This window comes from Halohasta sp. A2 (assembly GCF_056175805.1).
Window position 1 is genome coordinate 1 of record NZ_JAQFWV010000065.1, and the last position, 17,428, is coordinate 17,428.

Here is a 17,428-nt window from a genome sequence, read left to right on the forward strand (position 1 = left end):
AAACACGCTTGATACCTTCTGAGAAACCCTGCGGCATCTCCGTGGTCGTGTGCAAGTTCTTTCATTGCTCTCTTTCTTCAGCCGTGGCAATCAGCTTGCCGGATTAACCCCAGAAGTAGTGCTAGTCAATATCGTCGACGTCAGCCGTTTCGTCTTTTGCGAGTCGGAACTGATCGATACGGTCGTACAACTCTTCGCTGGTCGCGCTCAGTTCAGACGCGCGGTGGGCCACCTGGTCGGTAGCCGTCGACTGTTGTTCGAGGCCGGCCGAAATCTGCTGGACCGATGCTGACAACTCCTCGCTCATCGAGGACGTGCTGTCGATGGTGGCTCCAAATCCATCCATGTTTTCGGCCTGGTTTTCGACCGCATCGCTGACCTCGGCAGTGGCCACGCTGACCGCCTCAACGGTGGATTCGATCTCGTCGACTCGGTCGACGACTTCCTCGACGGCGTCGGCTCCCGTCGTGACCTTCTCGTTGGTGTGGGTGATCTGGGAGGCGACTTCGCCAGTCTGGTTTTGGGCGTCGATGATGATCTCTTCGATCTCGTCGGCTGACTGTTTGGACTCCTCGGCGAGTTTTTTGACCTCGTCGGCGACGACGGCGAAGCCATCGCCCTCGTCGCCAGCGCGGGCAGCCTCGATGGCTGCGTTGAGTGCCAGCAGGTTGGTCTGATCGGCAATCGCCGAGATCACATCCAGCGTCTCACCGACGGCCTCCATCCGGCGTTCGAGCCGTCGGACTTCGTCGGTGATCTCTCTGGTAGCGTCGGTCGCCGACCGGATTTGGTCGACGGCTTCGGTGCCTTCACGGACACCATCGAGGGCGAGTTTGCTGGCTTCGGAGGTCTCGGCGTCGATTTCCTGGACGGAGGCAGTGATCTCCTCGATGCTGGCGGTGAGGTTTGCGGAAGTCAGATCCGCCTTGTCGGTTTGTTCGGCTAGTTCCTCTGAGCCGCTTGCCATCTCCTCGGTTGAGTGGCTGATCTCCTCGATGGAGGCGGTGACCTCCTCGCTGTTAGCGCTGAGCTCTTGGCTGGTGTCGTCGAGATCGTCGGCCAGCAGGGTGAGCCTAGAGAGCACTGTGCGGTAGTTATCGACAGCAGTCGTCAGATGCGCGTTGAGATCAGTGAATTCCTCGTGGACTGTTTGGATCTCTTCGAACGACGCGGGCGGCTCCGGAATGGTTGGTTCGATGGTGAGATCGCCCTCGGCGAGCCGGATGATCTTAGATTCGAGATCGTCGATCACTGCCTCCTGGTAGGCCTCCAACTGTTCGACTTTCTGTTGAGTGTCCTCTTCGAGAACGGTGGCGGTTTCTATCGCCCCGACAACGGTTCCGTCCGCCTCACTGATCGGTTGGACGGTTCGGTTGAGGGTGTGTGATTCGCTGCCAAGCGTAATAGTCTCAGTTCGCTCGTTGATCTCGGTGCCCGTTTCGAGTGCCTTCGACAGTAGTGGCTCACCGGTGTGAAGTGTCGACGCCCGCGTGCCGACCGCATCTGCATCGGTCGTTCCGAACAGTTCGCAAGCTGCAGTGTTGATGTGTGAGATTGCGCCGGTGGCATTGACGATGACTGCCGGCGAGCCGATTCCATCAAGCACGTGAGCTAACAGTCGGTCTGTACTAAGGCTCTCGACAGTCTCAGCTGGCTCGGGCGTCCGCGCTGACCCAGGAGTCGACACGGCAGTCGACGGCTCAACATCGGTTTGAGACGCCCCCGTCTCGGTGAGATCTGCCCACTCAACTGACTCGGCGTCGATCGAATTTCCAGTGGCATCTGTCCGTTTTTTCTCGGAGTCTTTGACCACAAGCCAGTTGAGTACTCGTTTCATGTCTGAGATTCACATACATACCATAATAAATATTATGTATATGTAAAGGCACTAAAATAAACACATATTATAGGTAGATCTAGCAAAAGTTTCTTTGTACAATGTGGTTTCAGTTAGTGCCGGTCATCGACTTCTTTTCTAGAAACTGACATTCCCGCTTGCTGCCGCTGTCTCCTACCAAGCAGGAGATTGGGGCAAGAGCGGGGAGGTGATTCGAGGCTATGTGGCGTGCGATCTGGCTTATCGCACGCCGAACTAGGTTGCAATGCTCTATCGGAAACGCTCAGCGATTAAAACGAGATATCGTATAACTCAATCAATCAATGGGCACTGTCTAGTTAAGCCAATTTGAGAAGCGAGCAGTTCGTGGTTTGAGTTGTTGATGCTATCCCCAGAACTGCTCAGAGAGTCGTTAGACACGGCAAATCTTGAATGTTGGGAGCGAGAGCGGACGGCGACGCCCGTCAGGGCGTTCGCCGTCCGGCTCCACGCGACCGGCTGTTCGCTTAGAGAGACACAAGAGATTCTTCGATTGTTCGGCGTTCAACGCTCTCATCAGGCGATCTTTCAGTGGGTACATCGAGTAGCTGACAGCGTGCCCGACCCGCCTGAGGCGCAGCCGAAGCGGGTCGCTGTAGACGAGACCGCTGTCAAAATCAATGGTGAGTGGTCTTGGTTGTATGCTGCAATAGACCTCGACACTAAGTTGGTTTTGGGTGTCGATCTGTTCGGATCTCACGGCACGGATCCAGCTGCTGCGTTTCTCCATGGACTCTCCGAGAAACACGACCTCTCCGAGGCCGTGTTTCTCGTCGATGGCTTCGGCTATCAGACTGCCCTTGCTCGATTAGGACTCAGCGGTCGGCGTGATTATACAGACCGAAACCTGATCGAAAAGTGGTTTCAGACGCTCAAAATGCGGATCGACCGCTTTCATAATTCGTGGGTGGGCAGTCGGTCGAGCGTCCGCAGTTGGTGTTCGCAGTTTGTACATTATTATAACCGCCAGCGACCGCATCAAACGCTAGGTGATCGAACGCCAGCAGAGGAGGTTGCTAACTAGACAGTGCCTTATACTCGAAAGTGGTATTAACACACATTATTGACTATTAATATGGCCATATCTGCCGTGTGTGAATTCATTTCATGTGTGAGTACAGCAATTCTGGGATGGCTCAGTCCGACCTAGACAGTTCATCTCTGTCGACTGTCAGCCGAACGTCTACTGCAGAGACCTCTGTGGGAGCCACGATGAGTGGATTCACATCGAGTTCGGTGATCGACGGGAAATCAGTAACCAGTTGCGAGATCCGTTGAATCGTTTCGACGACTGTGTCGAGATCGGCTAGTGTCCTACCACGTGCGCCACGTAGCATCGGTGCGGCCTGAATATCTGCAGTCATCGCTGCCGCCTCTCGCTCGCTGACAGGCGCAACTCGGAACGAAGTATCGTTGAATATTTGGACGAAAATTCCGCCCAACCCGAACATTAGCAGCTGGCCGAACTGTGGATCTCGTGTCGACCCGATGATCGTCTCGGTGCGTTCGTCGGGTTCGACGACTGCTTCGACCCGAATGCCGAGAATCGTTGCCTCGGAATCGTAGCTTGTTGCCCGATCCATCAGTGTCCGATAGGTGTCGGCGACGCTCTCGGTCGAGACGCCGACTTCGACACCCCCGATATCTGATTTGTGGATGATGTCTGGGCTCACGATTTTCATCGCAACCGATCCCTCGATTTGTTCGGCGACTGCCTCGGCGGCTGCTGAATTGTCGACGATATCGCCCGCTGGTGTGGGGATTCCGTAGGCTTCCAGAATCTCGATGGCCTCAGTGCCCAGATGGTCGACATCGCGTTCGACTGTTTCGGCCAGTATCTCTCGGGCTCGCTCACGGTCGACATCGAATTCGGTCGGTGATTCGTACTCTCGGTCGATGATGGTACCGTACTCGGCGAGCGCTTCGAGACTCCCAACAGCCCGTGAGGGATCGAAATAGTTCGGAATCCCGTAGGGGTCGAGTGTTTTGGCAGCCCGGTCAGCGGCTTCGCCGCCCATCAGACAGGCAGCGACTGGCTTTCCGTACTCGGCCTGTAGCGTGCCGATAATCTCAGCTAACTCCTCGAAGTCGTAGAGTGCTGTCGGTACCGAGAGGATGACGGCACTGCCGACCGAGTCGTCGGCCAAGACAGTATCTAGCGACGCTCGAAACCGGTCGAGATCTGCATCGCCAATAATATCTAGCGGGTTGGTGATATCGGCTTCGTCGGGCAGAATATCGGTGAGTTCGGTTCGCATCTCGGTACTGAAATCCGCGAGCTCCAGCTGTGAGTCAGCAATCGCATCCGTCGTCAGGACGCCCGGTCCGCCACCGTTCGTCACGACCGCAACGTCGTTCCGATCGAGGCGTGGCTGGCCAGCAAGCACCTGCCCGTAGTCGAAGATCTCCTGGATCGTCAACGCCCGAAGTACCCCTGCCTGCTCGAAACCTGCCTGGTAGGCTTCATCACTGCCAGCCATCGAGCCAGTGTGTGATTTCGCGGCCGCGGCTCCGGCTTCCGTTCGGCCGGATTTAATCACGACAATCGGCGTGTCGTCTGTCACCTCGCGGGCTGCCTCGATGAACTGCGTGCCATCGTCGACCTCTTCGATATAGACGAGGATGACATCGGTATTCGGATCGTCATCCCACTGCCGAATGAACTCTGTCTGGTCGAGAACCGCCTCGTTGCCCAGTGAGACGATATTGTTGAAGCCAATGTCGTGCTGGACCGCCCAGCCAATGACTGCTGCGATGAACGCACCGGACTGGCTTATCAGTGACAGCGATCCCGCAGGTGGGTAGCCGTCGAGAAACGTGGCATCCAATCCAGTCGACGTGCTGATGATCCCGACTGAGTTCGGGCCAACCAGATTCAGGTCGTAGTCGTCGGCAACCGCAATCAGCTCTGTTTCTCGCTTTGTGCCCTCCTCGTCAGTTTCGCTGAATCCCGCTGTGATGACGACGACGTTGTCGATCCCGTGTTCACCGACTTGCTGAACAGTCTCAACAGCGACTGTAGCGGGAACGGCCACGATCGCGAGGTCGACCGTGGTTGGATCGGGAACCGAGCCGATGTCGGAATAACACTCCATTCCAAGCACATCGCTTCGGTTTGGATTCACCGGAATCAACTCGCCGTCGAACTTCGAGAGATTCTCGATGAGGGCCCGCCCAACCGATTCCTCTCGCTCGGTTGCGCCGATGACTGCGATTCGATCCGGATCGAGGAGTCCAAGGCGAGTCGTTGTGGCATCCATGGCAACGCAATCGGTCGACCAGTGATTAAGCTCACTGGCCATTCGGCTCGGTGAGTGACTCGCTCCGAACGCAGTAGCAACATCACTCGTTTTGGCCGATACGCTGATTCTATAGTGGTACCAAATGTATATGATTGGACGGTAGTGGTTTGCTTCTTGTCACCAAACTCAGTCTCGAAGCGGCACTCGGAACGCCGAAACAATACCATGTACGATACAGTTCTTGTTCCAACAGATGGAAGCGATGCTGCGAACAAAGCCGTCGAGCAAGGGGCCGTTCTCGCCAAACGGTTCGATGCGTCTCTCCACGTGATTCATGTTGTCGAATACGAAACCTATCCGACAGCGGTCGCATCCGAGCTATCGACTACGCTCGCCGAGCAGGGCCAGAAAATCCTCAGTTCGGTTGCTGATCGGCCAGATATACAGGAGGTCGACCTCACGACGGAACTGAGAGAAACCGACACACCGGTTCATCAGGAACTCATCAACTACGCCACCGAACACAACACCGACCTCATCGTGATGGGGACCCATGGACGGACTGGACTCAACCGTCTCATTCTCGGCAGCGTCGCCGAGCGAACCCTTCGTGTCTCCCCGATGCCGGTTCTCACAGTTCACGGAGAGACAGCTGTCACTGACGTATTCGAGACGATACTCGTACCGACCGATGGGAGTGAGACAGCCACCGTGGCAGCGACGCACGCGATACAGATCGCAGAACTGACTGATGCAACCCTCCACATCGTTCACGTTGCCGACCTCACCCCGATCTTGTGGGGGTCTGGGAGTGGCTCCGTGCTTGACTCACTGGAAGCGGCCGGCCAACAGGCAGTCGATAACCTGATACAACAGGCTACTGATGCGGACATCCGGTCAGTTGAGGCGTCGATCCTCAGTGGGGCTCCCTCCCGAGCACTTACTGACTACGCTACTGATCGCAACGTCGACCTCATCGTGATGGGCACGCATGGTCGAAGCGGTCTCGATAGATTTCTGATCGGGAGTGTAACCGAGAAAGTCGTTCGTCTCGCCGAGATGCCAGTGCTTTCGGTATCGCCCAAAACGACGGCGTAGTGGAGGCGAGAGGAGACAGAGAACTACTCGCTGCAATCGACAGCATATGATCCTGAATACATCCAGTGTCACAACTCACGTTCACCGGCGTCGATATCGGACTCGTCGAACCAAATGACGGCCTCGACGACTGGATCTAGCCTGTGTATCTGTGCTGAATCGGCAAGTAAACCGAAGATGCCCACAAACAACAGCTATGGCCGTGTGGGCGTACGTTATCAACGACAAGACACCTTATCATGTCCAACTCCCAGTACGGCACAGCGATGACCGATGAGGAGATCGCATCGTTTCTCCACGATCAGGGCACTGGCGTGCTTTCACTTGCCCAAGAAGGGGCTGCCTACGGGATTCCGGTCTCCTTTGGATACGAGCCAACACGAGACCGCTGTCTGCTTGATCTCGGCTTCGTCCCCCAGAGCAAGAAGCGATCCTTCCTCGATACGACTGAAACCGGATGTTTGACGGTCTACGAGGTGAGTACACCGACCGACTGGCAGAGCGTGATCCTCACCGGAACAGTGCGTCGACTCGGCGACCGCCTCGGCGGAGAGTCCGAGGAACGCTACTACGAGAACGCCAGCGATATCGCGATCTCGGTGTTCGACTATACACCCACGGAGATCGACCTCTACTGGTATAGCTTCGAGATCGGCACACAATCTGGCCGGTCGTCGGGTTAGAAACCCCAGAAGACGGTGATACCGACTGACGTAACCACCGCCAACAGCAGTTGCAGCGGCGCGCCGACACGAATGAAATCCGAAAACTCGTAGCCGCCATGGCTGTATACCATCAGATTCGTTTGATAGCCGACCGGTGTCATTAACGCGGTGCTCGCGGCAAAAGTGACGACCAACACGAACGAAAAGGGATCGGCCCCGAGTTCGTCAGCGAGGTCGACCGCAATCGGGATCATCAGGGCGGCACTGGCGAGGTTGGTTATAATGTTGGTCAACATCGTTGTCACCAAATAAAAACCCATGACGAAGACGACCAAGGGGACGTAGTCGACAACGACTGTGAGCTGGATTGCCAGTAGTTCGGCACCGCCAGTTTCTTCGAGAGCAATTCCAAGCGGGATGACTCCCGCTAAGAGGAAGATTACGTTCCAGTCGACGGCCCCATACACCTCTTGGGGTTTGACACAGCCCGAGAGTACCATGGCGACCATCCCGGCGAGTGCAGTGATAACGACAGGGAGGATGCCGAGAGCTGCAACACCGATCACACCGGCGATAATAGCCATGGCAACCGGGATCTTGGACCGTCGGTACTCCGGGGCAGCTATCTCCTCTGTGACGACGAAATTCGGGTCCTGTTGCAACTCCGCGACTGCGTGGGGCGACGCCTGAACGAGTAGTGTGTCGCCTCCCTGTAACACGACTTTCGAGAGCCGTTTCGTGAGGAGTTCGCCCCGTCGCCGTATCCCCAAAATAGTAGTATCGAAGTGTCGGTTGAACGTGAAGGCCGTCATCGATTCCCACGCCATTGGTGCCTCGGAGACAACGATCACCTCGGTGAGCAACCGCTCGTCATCGGTCGACGTTGTGACTGGTTCCCCGACGAGTTCGAGCCCCGGTATCGCACTGAGCTTGAACAGGCGGCGTCGGCTCGCTTGAAGTAGGAGCCGGTCTCCGGCACGGATCCGTTGGGATCCGATATCCTGATGGATGATTTTGCCGCGACGAAGGATCCGAATGACGTCGACGTCCCGCCCGATTAACGCGAGCACAGCACTGGCCTGCTTCCCCACGAACCGGGAGTCGTCGGGAATCCAGATCTCGGAGAGATACCGGCCCAGCTGGAATTTCTCGGTCGGGTCCGTCGACTCGGTTCGGTCGGGTATGAGTCGGTGGCCAACGGTAAGAAGGTAGAGAGCACCCGTAAGCAACACCAGAACTCCGAGGTGAGTGAACTCGAACATCGAGAAGGGTCGACCGATAAGTCGATCCGAGATATCGCTCGCCAGAATGTTCGAAGATGTTCCGATCAGCGTTAGCATCCCTCCGAGCATCGCTGCGTACGACAACGGCAACAGGAGTTTCGAGGCCGATGTGTCGGTCCGGTCGGCGATGTCGGTAACCATCGGGATCAACACTGCGACCACCGGCGTGTTGTTGATGATCCCGGCAGCCCCGCCGCCGAGGCCGATCGTTGCCGCCAGCTGTTTGCGCTCGTCGTCGCCTGCAACTTCGATCACCCGGTCGGCGAGTGTCCGAACGGCTCCCGTACGCTGGACGCCCTCGCTCAACACGTACATCGACAGCACGGTGATCGTCGCGGGGTTGGCGAACCCTGAGATCCCTACCTCAGGGGAGATCTGGGTCCACGATTCGAGAACCACCAACACGACGAGCACCGAGATAGCGGCCATATCGATCGGGATCGGTTCGAACACAAACAGTACCAGTGCGAGGGCAACGACGCCGAACACCACCAGTACATCCGGTTCAACCGACGCGAGGAGGCTCGTCAGGAGCAAGACCATACCGTTCGGTCGGCAGGAAAATTAAAAAAGCTCCCCAGCGTTCGCGTGTCTGTTCAACCCTTCAGACTTCCTCGCCGAGCGGCACACAGAACACGGGGACGGGCGTATGCCGCACGACGTTTCCGGTGACGCTTCCGAGGATCTTCTGGATACCCCTGAGCGACCGTGGGTTCCCATCACCACGAGGTCGACACTGTTTCAGTCGATGTACGACAGAACCACTCTCGTAGGTGGGCCGCTGGTCACAGTGCCGCTGACCGAGACACCAACCTCTCTCGCGTGGGTGCGGACCGTTTCGAGTGCATCCTGGCCATGCTGTTCGGTTGGGCGAGTGTGTCACTCGGCGTCGAATCCATCGGCAGTAGACTCGTATCGACATCGCCTGGTGTCGGCGGATGTTCCAGTGTCATGTCGACCACCGACAGGACGTGGAGGTCGGCGTCGATTGCTTTGCGCGAGACTGACCCCGCGTCTCGCGCAAGCGAGCGCGCCATGGCACCCATCTGTCGGGACCAGTAATGTCTCGATATCATGGCTAATGGCTGTTATGTAGACGTTCTACGTCCGGTTGAATATATCGAAGAAATCAGACAGTAACCGGATAGTTCGCCGAGCTACAGGCTTTTGGAACCCCGTGTGGAACAGGTGACTATGCGCGAAGCGTGGATCCAACTGTCGTGTCTCAACTGCGAGGAACTCTGGGAAGCGACTCCGACAGATCTCCCACCACCAACAGACGAGTTTCGGTGCCCATACTGCGGCAACAGCCAGAAGACGGCCGAGTTCATGCGAGCGGCCAGAGATTTGGAGATTCTCAAAGAGTTTCACACCTCCTAAGAATTTTTCAAGCATAAATACGTGGATAAATATTTGATACAAAATAATTATCCTGCCATCACGTTCTTGTTGGCTGTCGGCCCCAGGAGGAGACAGCCAGCTCAGAACGCTGCCCCGCCGCCGTCGACTGGGATGTCAATCACTGTGCAATCACTTGCTCTCATTCATCGGGTACAGATCGGTGCCGCTGTACTGCCTTTGTCATCCTCATGGGACTCTTTCTGAAACTACAAGTTCTGTATTTCGAGCGGTATCGAGTCACGATCTAGTTGACCAAAGCACGGTCTCGAGCCGACCGTCCGGGGTACGCCTATAGAAATTCGCCCAGAACGGTAATATAATGACAGAGTCGACACACGACATACCGGCCCAAGAGGTTCTCGATACCGCCGACTCCCGCCCCGATGGACTCTCAGACGAGGAGGTAGCTCAGCGACGCGCCGAGTACGGCGAAAACGATATCGTTCGGAGTTCTGGACGGTCGACACTCAGCATCGCTCTCGCACAGTTCGACAGCGTCCTGATCTGGGTGTTGGTGGCCGCCGCCGGACTCTCAGTGTGGGCGGGCCACACCGTCGATGCGGTCCTCATCGCGATCATCGTCGTGGCGAACGGTATCTTCGGGTTCGTCCAGGAGTACCGGGCCGAGCAGAGCCTCGAATCGCTGTGGGAGTTGGCCGCACCGACAGCCACTGTCCGCCGGGATGGGACAGACCGAACGGTCGACGCGACGGAACTCGTTCCCGGCGACGTGGTCGTTCTGCGGAGCGGTGACGTCGTCCCCGCTGATGGTCGCTTGCTTGAGACGAGCAATCTCGAAACCGACGAGGCAGCTCTGACAGGCGAGAGCACGCCCGTCTCGAAGTCAGTCGAGCCAGTCGACACCGACACACCGCTGGCCGAGCAGACGAACATGGTGTACAAGGGAACGACAGTCACCCGCGGGACGGCGACGGCGGTCATCACCCAGACAGGGATGGAGACGGCGGTCGGCGAGATCGCCCACGAACTCTCCTCGACCAAAGAAACGCAGACCCCGCTCCAAGAAGAACTCGACACGCTGGGTCGGAATCTCGGTGTTGGGATCGTCGTCCTTTCGATTCTGGTCGCACCAGTGCTGGTGATTCGGGGAACGGATGCGGTCCAGGCGTCGCTCACGGCAGTTTCGCTGGCGGTTGCTGCGGTTCCCGAAGGACTGCCAGCGGTGGTCACGCTGACGCTCGCAATTGGTGTACGGCAGATGTCGGCCGAAAACGCGCTGATCCGGCGGTTGCCTGCGGTAGAGGCACTCGGTTCTGTCGACGTGATCTGTACAGACAAAACAGGGACTCTCACGCGGGGACAGATGACCGTCAGCAGACTCTGGGTGAACGATACCGTCATCGATGTCGAGACCGACCACGATCACGATGGGAGCGATACGGTGGAATCCGACCCAGAACCCCTGTCGGAGCGAAACGAACTCCTTGCACACATTGGGGTGCTGTGTAACGATTCGACGCTCGAAGACGGTGATCCGACCGAGCAGGCACTGCTCGAACTGGCCGACAGCCGTGGCATCGATATCCAATCCCTCAGAGACGAACAGCCGCGAACCGGCGAGGTACCGTTTTCGTCCGATCGGAAGTGGATGGGAACGATGCACGGCGATATCGGCTACGTCAAGGGGGCACCGGAAGTCCTCATCGAGAACTGTGATCGGATACTGACTGCCGAGGGACCGGAGCCACTCACAGCCGACGCCCGCGAACGGATCGAGGCAATGGTCCGAACCTTCGCCAACGACGCCCTTCGGGTGCTGGCGATGGCCTACCGCGAGGAGCCAGCCGATGTCGACGATCTCAATGACGGCCTCGTTTTCGTTGGGTTGACCGGGATGATCGACCCACCGCGAGAGGGAGTCGACGAGGCGATTGCGGCGACGACACGCGCGGGAATCGCCGCCAAAATGGTAACCGGTGACAACGTCCGAACCGCACGTGCAATCGCCGCCTCGGTCGGGATCGAGACCGAGGTGCTTGCAGGTCGCGAGATAGCACAGATGGATGACGAGACGCTTCGGGGGCGCGTCGAGTCGGTTGATGTCTTCGCGCGAACATCGCCAGAACACAAGGTGCGGATCCTGGAGGCGCTCCAGTCGTGGGACCACAATGTGGCAATGACCGGCGACGGCGTCAACGACGCCCCGTCACTGAAAAATGCGGACGTCGGTGTCGCAATGGGGGTTCGCGGGACGGATGTCGCAAAACAGGCCGCCGATATCGTTCTGCTGGACGACAACTATTCGACGATAGAGCGGGCCGTCGAGCGCGGGCGGGCGATATTCGATAACATCTGGAAGTTCGTCGCCTACCTCCTCAGTGCGAATGTTGCGGAGGTTGCAATTGTCTTCATTGCCTCACTCTATGGCTATCTCATCTTGCCTGCGGTCCAGTTGCTGTGGATCAACCTGTTGACCGACGGGCTCCCCGCACTGGCGCTGGGCGTCGACCCCCAGAGCGGTGCGGTGATGGATCGGCCACCACGTGAATCGGAGCAGGGAATTATCGGTCGACAGATGCTCGGCCTAATCGGTGGGATGGGAGCGGTGACAACGAGTGCACTGCTGGTACTAATGGCGGTCACGCTTGGGGGTGCTCCCGAGACCACTCCGTATGCGATGACGATGGTGTTTACGAGCTTCGTCTTTCTTGAGTTCGTCGGCCTCTACGTCATTCGCTGGCTGCGGGAGACGCCGACGCTATCGAACCCGTGGCTGCAGGCTGCCGTTGCGGTCTCGATTGTGCTCCAGTTTGCAGTGCTGTACACGCCGCTCAATCGGTACTTCGGGACCGTTCCCCTCGATCTGGTCGACTGGGTGATAATCAGCATGGTGCTTGGTCTCTGTTTGCCAGCATACACTGCGGTCGCTGTGTTGGTTTCCCGATTTGATCAGTGAGATAATCCGAAGGCTCACTGCCCACCGATATTTCTTCGAGGCCAGTACCTATCGCACACTAGCGGTAGTTTGAGACACGCAGATGAGGACTACTCAAAAACGACAAAGAATGGCCACTGGGCGTAATCACTGGTCAAGCGGCTAGCGGTCTATGCTTCCTGTTCGTGTCGTCGACAGATCAACTTCTGTTACTGGCGGCTTTTCGTGACAAAAAATTGGTAACCAAGGCCAGTAAAATATATCCTGTATGCATGACCCACTTATTGACTCTCTTTTACTTCGTCTCTTTGTCGCGTTTGGGATTGGGGCCCTTATTGGTCTCGAGCGAGAACATGCCGAATCCGGTGGCATATTCGCCGGGAGTCGCACGTTTCCACTGTTTGCAGTGATTGGTGCAATCGTCCAAGCGTTTTTTCCTGCACTGCTGCCTGTAGCACTTGTTGCCCTTAGTATTCCACTGACTGTCGCATACACCGCAAGAGCCGTAACCAGAGGTGATATCGGACTGACGACACTTGTGGCTGGCCTCCTCACGTTCCTCCTTGGTGCATTGACTGTTCACTCCGAACAAGGGGCTCTCTTCGCGATAATCATTGGCGGTGTCGTCACCGTTTTGTTGTCTTCGAAGACAGCCATTCACCAGTTTATCGATCAGGTCGACGAGAGTGAACGCCGTGCCTCACTCAAATTCATTCTTGTGGTGTTTGTGGTTCTGCCCCTCTTGCCCGACGATGACCTTGCGATCCTGTATGGACTCAACCCCCGGTTCATCTGGCTCATGGTGGTGTTTGTCACAGGGCTTAGTTTCGGTGCCTACATTTTAACCCGGAGTATCGGGGCCAAGCGAGGGATCGCTTTGACTGGTATTTTGGGTGGCTTCGTCTCCTCGACGGCAACGACGGTCTCGATGGCTGAACGAACGAGCGAAGCTCCCGGCATCTATCAGATCAGTTCATTCTCAATCATCGTTGCATCCATCGTCATGTTCCCACGAGCTCTCGTCGAGGTCGCAGTTGTCAACCCATCACTGCTCTCGGCTGTTGTCGTCCCACTCGGTGCGATGACTATCGCAGGCAGTCTCATTGCAGGCGTGGCCTACTGGGACTCAACGAGCCAGACGGATATCGAGACGGACCTAAAAAACCCGTTTCGACTCCAACCGGCGCTTTTTTTCGGAGCCGTCTTTGCCGCGGTCCTTCTCGGATCCGAACTGGCTAACACATGGTTCGGTGAATCCGGTATTTACGCGACGGCGTTTTTCTCCGGTCTCGCGGACGTCGACGCGATCACCCTCACATTGAGCCGGCTCGCAGCCGAGGGGGCGATCTCTCCGGAGGTCGCGACAACCGGTATCGTCATCGGTGCGATTGCAAACACGCTTACAAAAGCTGGTCTGGCGTGGCTCATTGGTACCCAGCAACTCGGTCGACGGGTAACTGTGGCCCTCGGTATTGTCTCTGTTATTGGTCTCAGTATCGTGCTACTGTGATTTCTGAGAACGGTGCCATCTGTTGAGTCGAAATCGGATACTGACTCGCTATCGACCTCGTGGTTACAGCTACTGTAAACTACCCCACCCTACTCCCTCGGTGCTACGCACCTCGGTCCTTGAGGGTGTTACCAGAACGTTACACGTTCTGGTGCCTGCCGGACGTAGTCCGGCAATGTCGTCAGAGCGAAGCTCTGACTGCTAACCAGAACCGAAGGTTCTGGTGATGGGGCTTTGATGTGGACTCCCGGCGATCAGTCGCCAGCAATAGGCTGGTAACTCTCGCCATTCACTATCCCACCATTCACACGCACGTCTACTGGTGCGTCTCCGCCCGTCGACGTGGGCGACGAACGGAGTCTGTGATGCTCTTTTCGAGCGTACCGTATCCCGACATTCTTTGCGGCGTTGTAATCTGCGTTCACCTCATACCCGCATTTCAAGCAACAGAACTGTTCTCCGTCGCGGTTATCCTCATGTGTGAACCCACAGTCTGTCCGTGAACAGCGTTGTGACGTGTGGTTTGGGTCGATCTGTTCGACCAACACACCCTGTTCTGGTGCTTTATATCCGACATACTCGACCAACCGACGAAACGCCCAGATGTGATGCCATTTCGCCTGTGGCAGTCGGTCACGAATATCGGTCAGATCCTCGAACACGATCACGTCACACTCATGTTCAACGGCTTCTGTGACGATCTCGTTAGCGACTGTGTGAAGATACTGTTTCCGCCATGCTACTTCACGCTTACCGAGGCGAAGCAGAGCGTTGTGAGCGGCCTGCGTTCCGCGTCGTTGCATCTCCCCACGCCGTTTTTCAAACTCACGACACCAGTGGTCGTAGTCGTCGCCGTTCCAGAATCGTCCAGTGGATGCAACGGCAAGACTGTTCACACCGAGGTCGATACCGAGGACTGTCTGGTTCCCGGCATCTTCCGAAACCTCAGTGTCTTTGTCACCGTTCTTTTCAGTGTCGTACTTCCGCGTGGTGATGTGGAAATAAAACTCGTCGGTTGTGTTGTCGTATTGCAGTGTGCTTGCACGGAACTCAAAGTCATCAGACAACACGTACTGTTCGTATGGTGTTGGACTGTCCGAAGGGAGTTCAAAGTCGCACTCAACACGTCCGTTGACGGTTGAGAGTGAGACGTTATTTCGATAGAACGTTGCGCTCCGCTTATCATAGACCATACTCCATGAGGTAAATTCCGGTTGGCTCACACGCTTGCCTTGTTTCCAGCGTTCGACACAGCCTCTGACGGCTTGCACAGCTCGACGGATCGCTTCTTGAACAAGGTTTGCGGTGAGGTCGATTTCTGCGCGGAGATCGTCATACAGTGCGTCCCGTGCGGTACTATTGGCTGTGACGCACTGTTTGTAGTCGGTGTTATCCCAACAGAACTCTGCGGCACGGTTTGCACAGTAGAGAAACTGCTGGGCAGATTCATGGAAGTCTTCGCGCCGCTCGTCAGGAACATCAAGTTTGACGGGTGCGGTGCGTCGAACTTCCATATTTCAGATTATACACTAACGATTCTTATACTTTGGGAGTCAGGTAGCTATCGCATAGTGGTTGTGTCATGCCATGTCGGTTTCCTCTCCGGCCTACTCGCTCACTCCGTTCACTCCTTGAGGCCGGAGGCTCCACCTTGTATTATGCTGAATACGGACCAACTCAACAACCACGATGAATGTAAACAGGAGTGACTGCGCACGGAGGAGCGACCCCGTGCGGTCGAGAGCGTAAAAAAAGACACTCAAACCAGTCACGGCTAACAGGACTGCAATCGTCAGTATCGACACGAGAACGCGGGTGTTGATTACCCCTTCGTCCGTAGGCCGCGGAGGGCGATCCATGAGTCCATCTGCGTGTGGGTCTGCTCCCAGTGCGAGGGCGGGAAGTGTATCTGCAACGAGGTTGATCCAGAGAATCAGGATTGGCGTCAAAATCAACGCCTGCGATGTCCCCGAGAACTGCGCTGGAAAGAGCAGGCTTCCGAGCAACACTCCCAAAAACACTACTAGTACCTCGCCGGTGTTAGTCGAGACAAGATAGTTGACGAACTTGCGCACGTTCTCGAAGATGCCTCGTCCCTCTTCGACGGCGTCACGAATCGTCGCGAAGTTGTCGTCCTGTAGGATCATATCCGAGGCCTGTCGAGCGACGTCGGTGCCGCGCTGTCCCATCGCAACCCCAACATCTGCCTGTGTAAGGGCTGGTGCATCGTTGACGCCGTCGCCCGTCATCACCACCGTATGGTCATTTTCTTGGAGCGCATTCAGAATGCGAACCTTGTGCTCTGGCTCCACCCGGGCAAACACGTCGACATCCTCGATCGTTCGCCCCAGTTCGTCGTCGGATTGATCGGTGACGTCACCACCTGTGCGGGCACCATCGGGGTCAAGCCCGATCTGCTCGCCGACGGCTTGGGCGGTCGTGAGATTATCTCCTGTCGCCAACACAGTCCGAATGCCGGCCGATCGACAGTCGGCGATTGCCTCGTCGACCTCCTCACGGGGTGGATCAAGCATCCCCTGTAATCCGAGAAACACCATCTCGTCTTCGATCTGATCCACAGTAGCCGATGGATTCTCGACGGGCTTCGAAGCGAATCCCAGCACCCGAAGCGCGTCAGCTGCAAACGACTGTGTGTGGTCGAGAATCTCCTGTCGCTTTTCGTCAGTGAGTTCAGCTACCTCGCCATTTTCGAGGACGGAGTCACACCGTTCGAGGACGGTTTCGGGTGCTCCCTTCATATAGGCCGTCGGCTCTGCTTCTTCGACGATTACGGTCATCCGCTTTCGCTCCGAAGAAAACTGGATCTCCCGAATCCGTTCTCCGGCCGAGACCATATCCGCACCCTCCGCTACCTGCTGGAGCGCGATCTCGGTCGGATCACCGCGATACTCGCCGTCATCCGTTCGATCGACGTTGTTGCAAAGCAAACCAGAGTACAACAGTGAGGCAACTTGTGGACCATATCTGTGATTACCATTCGCAGCAACCCGCTGGCGGTCGACGTCACCGGTCACTGATTTCGGGTTCGCTTCTGAGAGGTCGACGACAGTGCCTGAGGCGTAGAGCCGTGTCACCGTCATCCGGTTTTCGGTCACCGTCCCCGTCTTGTCGGTGACGATAACGTCGACCGAACCCAGGCTTTCGACGACCGGAAGCCGTCTGACCAGTGCATTCCGGTCGACCATCTCTCGTGCGCCCAGCGCCAGCGTGAACGTCACGACTGCAGGGAGCCCCTCGGGGACGCCTGCAACGGCGAGGGTGATGCCAACGAGGAGAATCGCGGTCGGCTCTGTCGCGGTGAACAGAAATTCAGTCGATCACATCGGGTTAGATGGAGTGTCTGTTTGGAAGTAGTGTGAAACAAACCCAAACAGACAATCAGATCGAAGAAGAGCATCTGCTTAATTTTGTCGTCAACACTCTCGACGAGGAACTT

Annotated in this window: 11 protein-coding genes and 1 pseudogene; 6 read left to right on the forward strand and 6 right to left on the reverse strand. The window is 56.7% G+C overall.

The genetic code is table 11. From position 1 onward, the window contains the following. Positions 1-121: 121 nt before the first annotated feature. A complete protein-coding gene (locus tag O2S87_RS14705; protein WP_475409533.1) occupies positions 122-1,837 on the reverse strand; it encodes a methyl-accepting chemotaxis protein in 1,716 nt (571 codons plus the stop codon). Positions 1,838-2,219: 382 nt separating this feature from the next. Here O2S87_RS14705 and O2S87_RS14710 point away from each other — a divergent pair, with 382 nt between their 5' ends. Beyond that, positions 2,220-2,900: an IS6 family transposase gene (locus tag O2S87_RS14710; RefSeq protein ID WP_475409534.1), complete on the forward strand. Its 681-nt coding sequence runs from the start codon at positions 2,220-2,222 to the stop codon at positions 2,898-2,900. 112 nt (positions 2,901-3,012) lie between these two features. Here the strand turns inward: O2S87_RS14710 and O2S87_RS14715 are convergent, their stop codons facing one another. Beyond that, on the reverse strand, positions 3,013-5,136 hold the full coding sequence (locus tag O2S87_RS14715) for an acetate--CoA ligase family protein (protein WP_475409535.1): 2,124 nt from the start codon (positions 5,134-5,136) through the stop codon (positions 3,013-3,015). A 207-nt stretch (positions 5,137-5,343) separates the two neighbouring features. On the opposite strand from O2S87_RS14715, the gene O2S87_RS14720 reads away from it, so the two are divergent. Beyond that, entirely contained in the window at positions 5,344-6,216 is an 873-nt protein-coding gene (locus O2S87_RS14720) for a universal stress protein (protein WP_475409536.1), read from the forward strand. 239 nt (positions 6,217-6,455) lie between these two features. Beyond that, positions 6,456-6,899, forward strand: a complete 444-nt coding sequence (locus tag O2S87_RS14725; protein WP_475409537.1) for a pyridoxamine 5'-phosphate oxidase family protein — start codon at positions 6,456-6,458, stop codon at positions 6,897-6,899. Here O2S87_RS14725 and O2S87_RS14730 read toward each other — a convergent pair. After that, the gene (locus O2S87_RS14730; protein ID WP_475409538.1) at positions 6,896-8,707 is read right to left on the reverse strand and encodes an SLC13 family permease; all 1,812 of its coding nucleotides are present in this window, start codon (positions 8,705-8,707) and stop codon (positions 6,896-6,898) included. The two genes, O2S87_RS14725 and O2S87_RS14730, sit on opposite strands and share 4 nt — an antisense overlap. A 242-nt stretch (positions 8,708-8,949) precedes the next feature. Continuing rightward, the gene (locus O2S87_RS14735) at positions 8,950-9,201 is read right to left on the reverse strand and encodes a hypothetical protein (protein ID WP_475409539.1); all 252 of its coding nucleotides are present in this window, start codon (positions 9,199-9,201) and stop codon (positions 8,950-8,952) included. Between the two features lie 157 nt (positions 9,202-9,358). Between O2S87_RS14735 and O2S87_RS14740 the strand changes: the two genes are divergently transcribed. The 3 genes from O2S87_RS14740 to O2S87_RS14750 all read left to right on the forward strand — a co-directional run bounded on the left by O2S87_RS14740 (position 9,359) and on the right by O2S87_RS14750 (position 13,971). Then, positions 9,359-9,544 carry a DUF7836 family putative zinc-binding protein gene (locus O2S87_RS14740; RefSeq protein WP_475409540.1) on the forward strand — a complete coding sequence of 62 codons (186 nt, stop codon included), beginning with the start codon at positions 9,359-9,361 and terminating at the stop codon, positions 9,542-9,544. Between the two features lie 340 nt (positions 9,545-9,884). Then, positions 9,885-12,482, forward strand: a complete 2,598-nt coding sequence (locus tag O2S87_RS14745) for a calcium-translocating P-type ATPase, PMCA-type (protein ID WP_475409541.1) — start codon at positions 9,885-9,887, stop codon at positions 12,480-12,482. A 247-nt stretch (positions 12,483-12,729) separates the two neighbouring features. Further along, positions 12,730-13,971: an MgtC/SapB family protein gene (locus O2S87_RS14750; protein WP_475409542.1), complete on the forward strand. Its 1,242-nt coding sequence runs from the start codon at positions 12,730-12,732 to the stop codon at positions 13,969-13,971. 254 nt (positions 13,972-14,225) lie between these two features. Here O2S87_RS14750 and O2S87_RS14755 read toward each other — a convergent pair whose 3' ends face one another. Further along, positions 14,226-15,485, reverse strand: a complete 1,260-nt coding sequence (locus O2S87_RS14755; RefSeq protein ID WP_475409543.1) for an RNA-guided endonuclease InsQ/TnpB family protein — start codon at positions 15,483-15,485, stop codon at positions 14,226-14,228. 93 nt (positions 15,486-15,578) lie between these two features. After that, positions 15,579-17,309: pseudogene (locus O2S87_RS14760) on the reverse strand (cation-translocating P-type ATPase); the annotation flags it as partial. Between the last annotated feature and the right edge of the window lie 119 nt (positions 17,310-17,428).

What these genes read in the sequence shown, in the direction of transcription:
- O2S87_RS14740 (WP_475409540.1), top strand. Translation starts at nt 9,359, where the DNA reads ATGCGCGAAGCGTGGATCCAACTGTCGTGTCTCAACTGCGAGGAACTC.
- O2S87_RS14710 (WP_475409534.1), top strand. Translation starts at nt 2,220, where the DNA reads ATGCTATCCCCAGAACTGCTCAGAGAGTCGTTAGACACGGCAAATCTT.
- O2S87_RS14745 (WP_475409541.1), top strand. Translation starts at nt 9,885, where the DNA reads ATGACAGAGTCGACACACGACATACCGGCCCAAGAGGTTCTCGATACC.
- O2S87_RS14730 (WP_475409538.1), bottom strand. Translation starts at nt 8,707, where the DNA reads ATGGTCTTGCTCCTGACGAGCCTCCTCGCGTCGGTTGAACCGGATGTA.
- O2S87_RS14750 (WP_475409542.1), top strand. Translation starts at nt 12,730, where the DNA reads ATGCATGACCCACTTATTGACTCTCTTTTACTTCGTCTCTTTGTCGCG.
- O2S87_RS14735 (WP_475409539.1), bottom strand. Translation starts at nt 9,201, where the DNA reads ATGGCGCGCTCGCTTGCGCGAGACGCGGGGTCAGTCTCGCGCAAAGCA.
- O2S87_RS14705 (WP_475409533.1), bottom strand. Translation starts at nt 1,837, where the DNA reads ATGAAACGAGTACTCAACTGGCTTGTGGTCAAAGACTCCGAGAAAAAA.
- O2S87_RS14720 (WP_475409536.1), top strand. Translation starts at nt 5,344, where the DNA reads ATGTACGATACAGTTCTTGTTCCAACAGATGGAAGCGATGCTGCGAAC.
- O2S87_RS14715 (WP_475409535.1), bottom strand. Translation starts at nt 5,136, where the DNA reads ATGGATGCCACAACGACTCGCCTTGGACTCCTCGATCCGGATCGAATC.
- O2S87_RS14725 (WP_475409537.1), top strand. Translation starts at nt 6,456, where the DNA reads ATGTCCAACTCCCAGTACGGCACAGCGATGACCGATGAGGAGATCGCA.
- O2S87_RS14755 (WP_475409543.1), bottom strand. Translation starts at nt 15,485, where the DNA reads ATGGAAGTTCGACGCACCGCACCCGTCAAACTTGATGTTCCTGACGAG.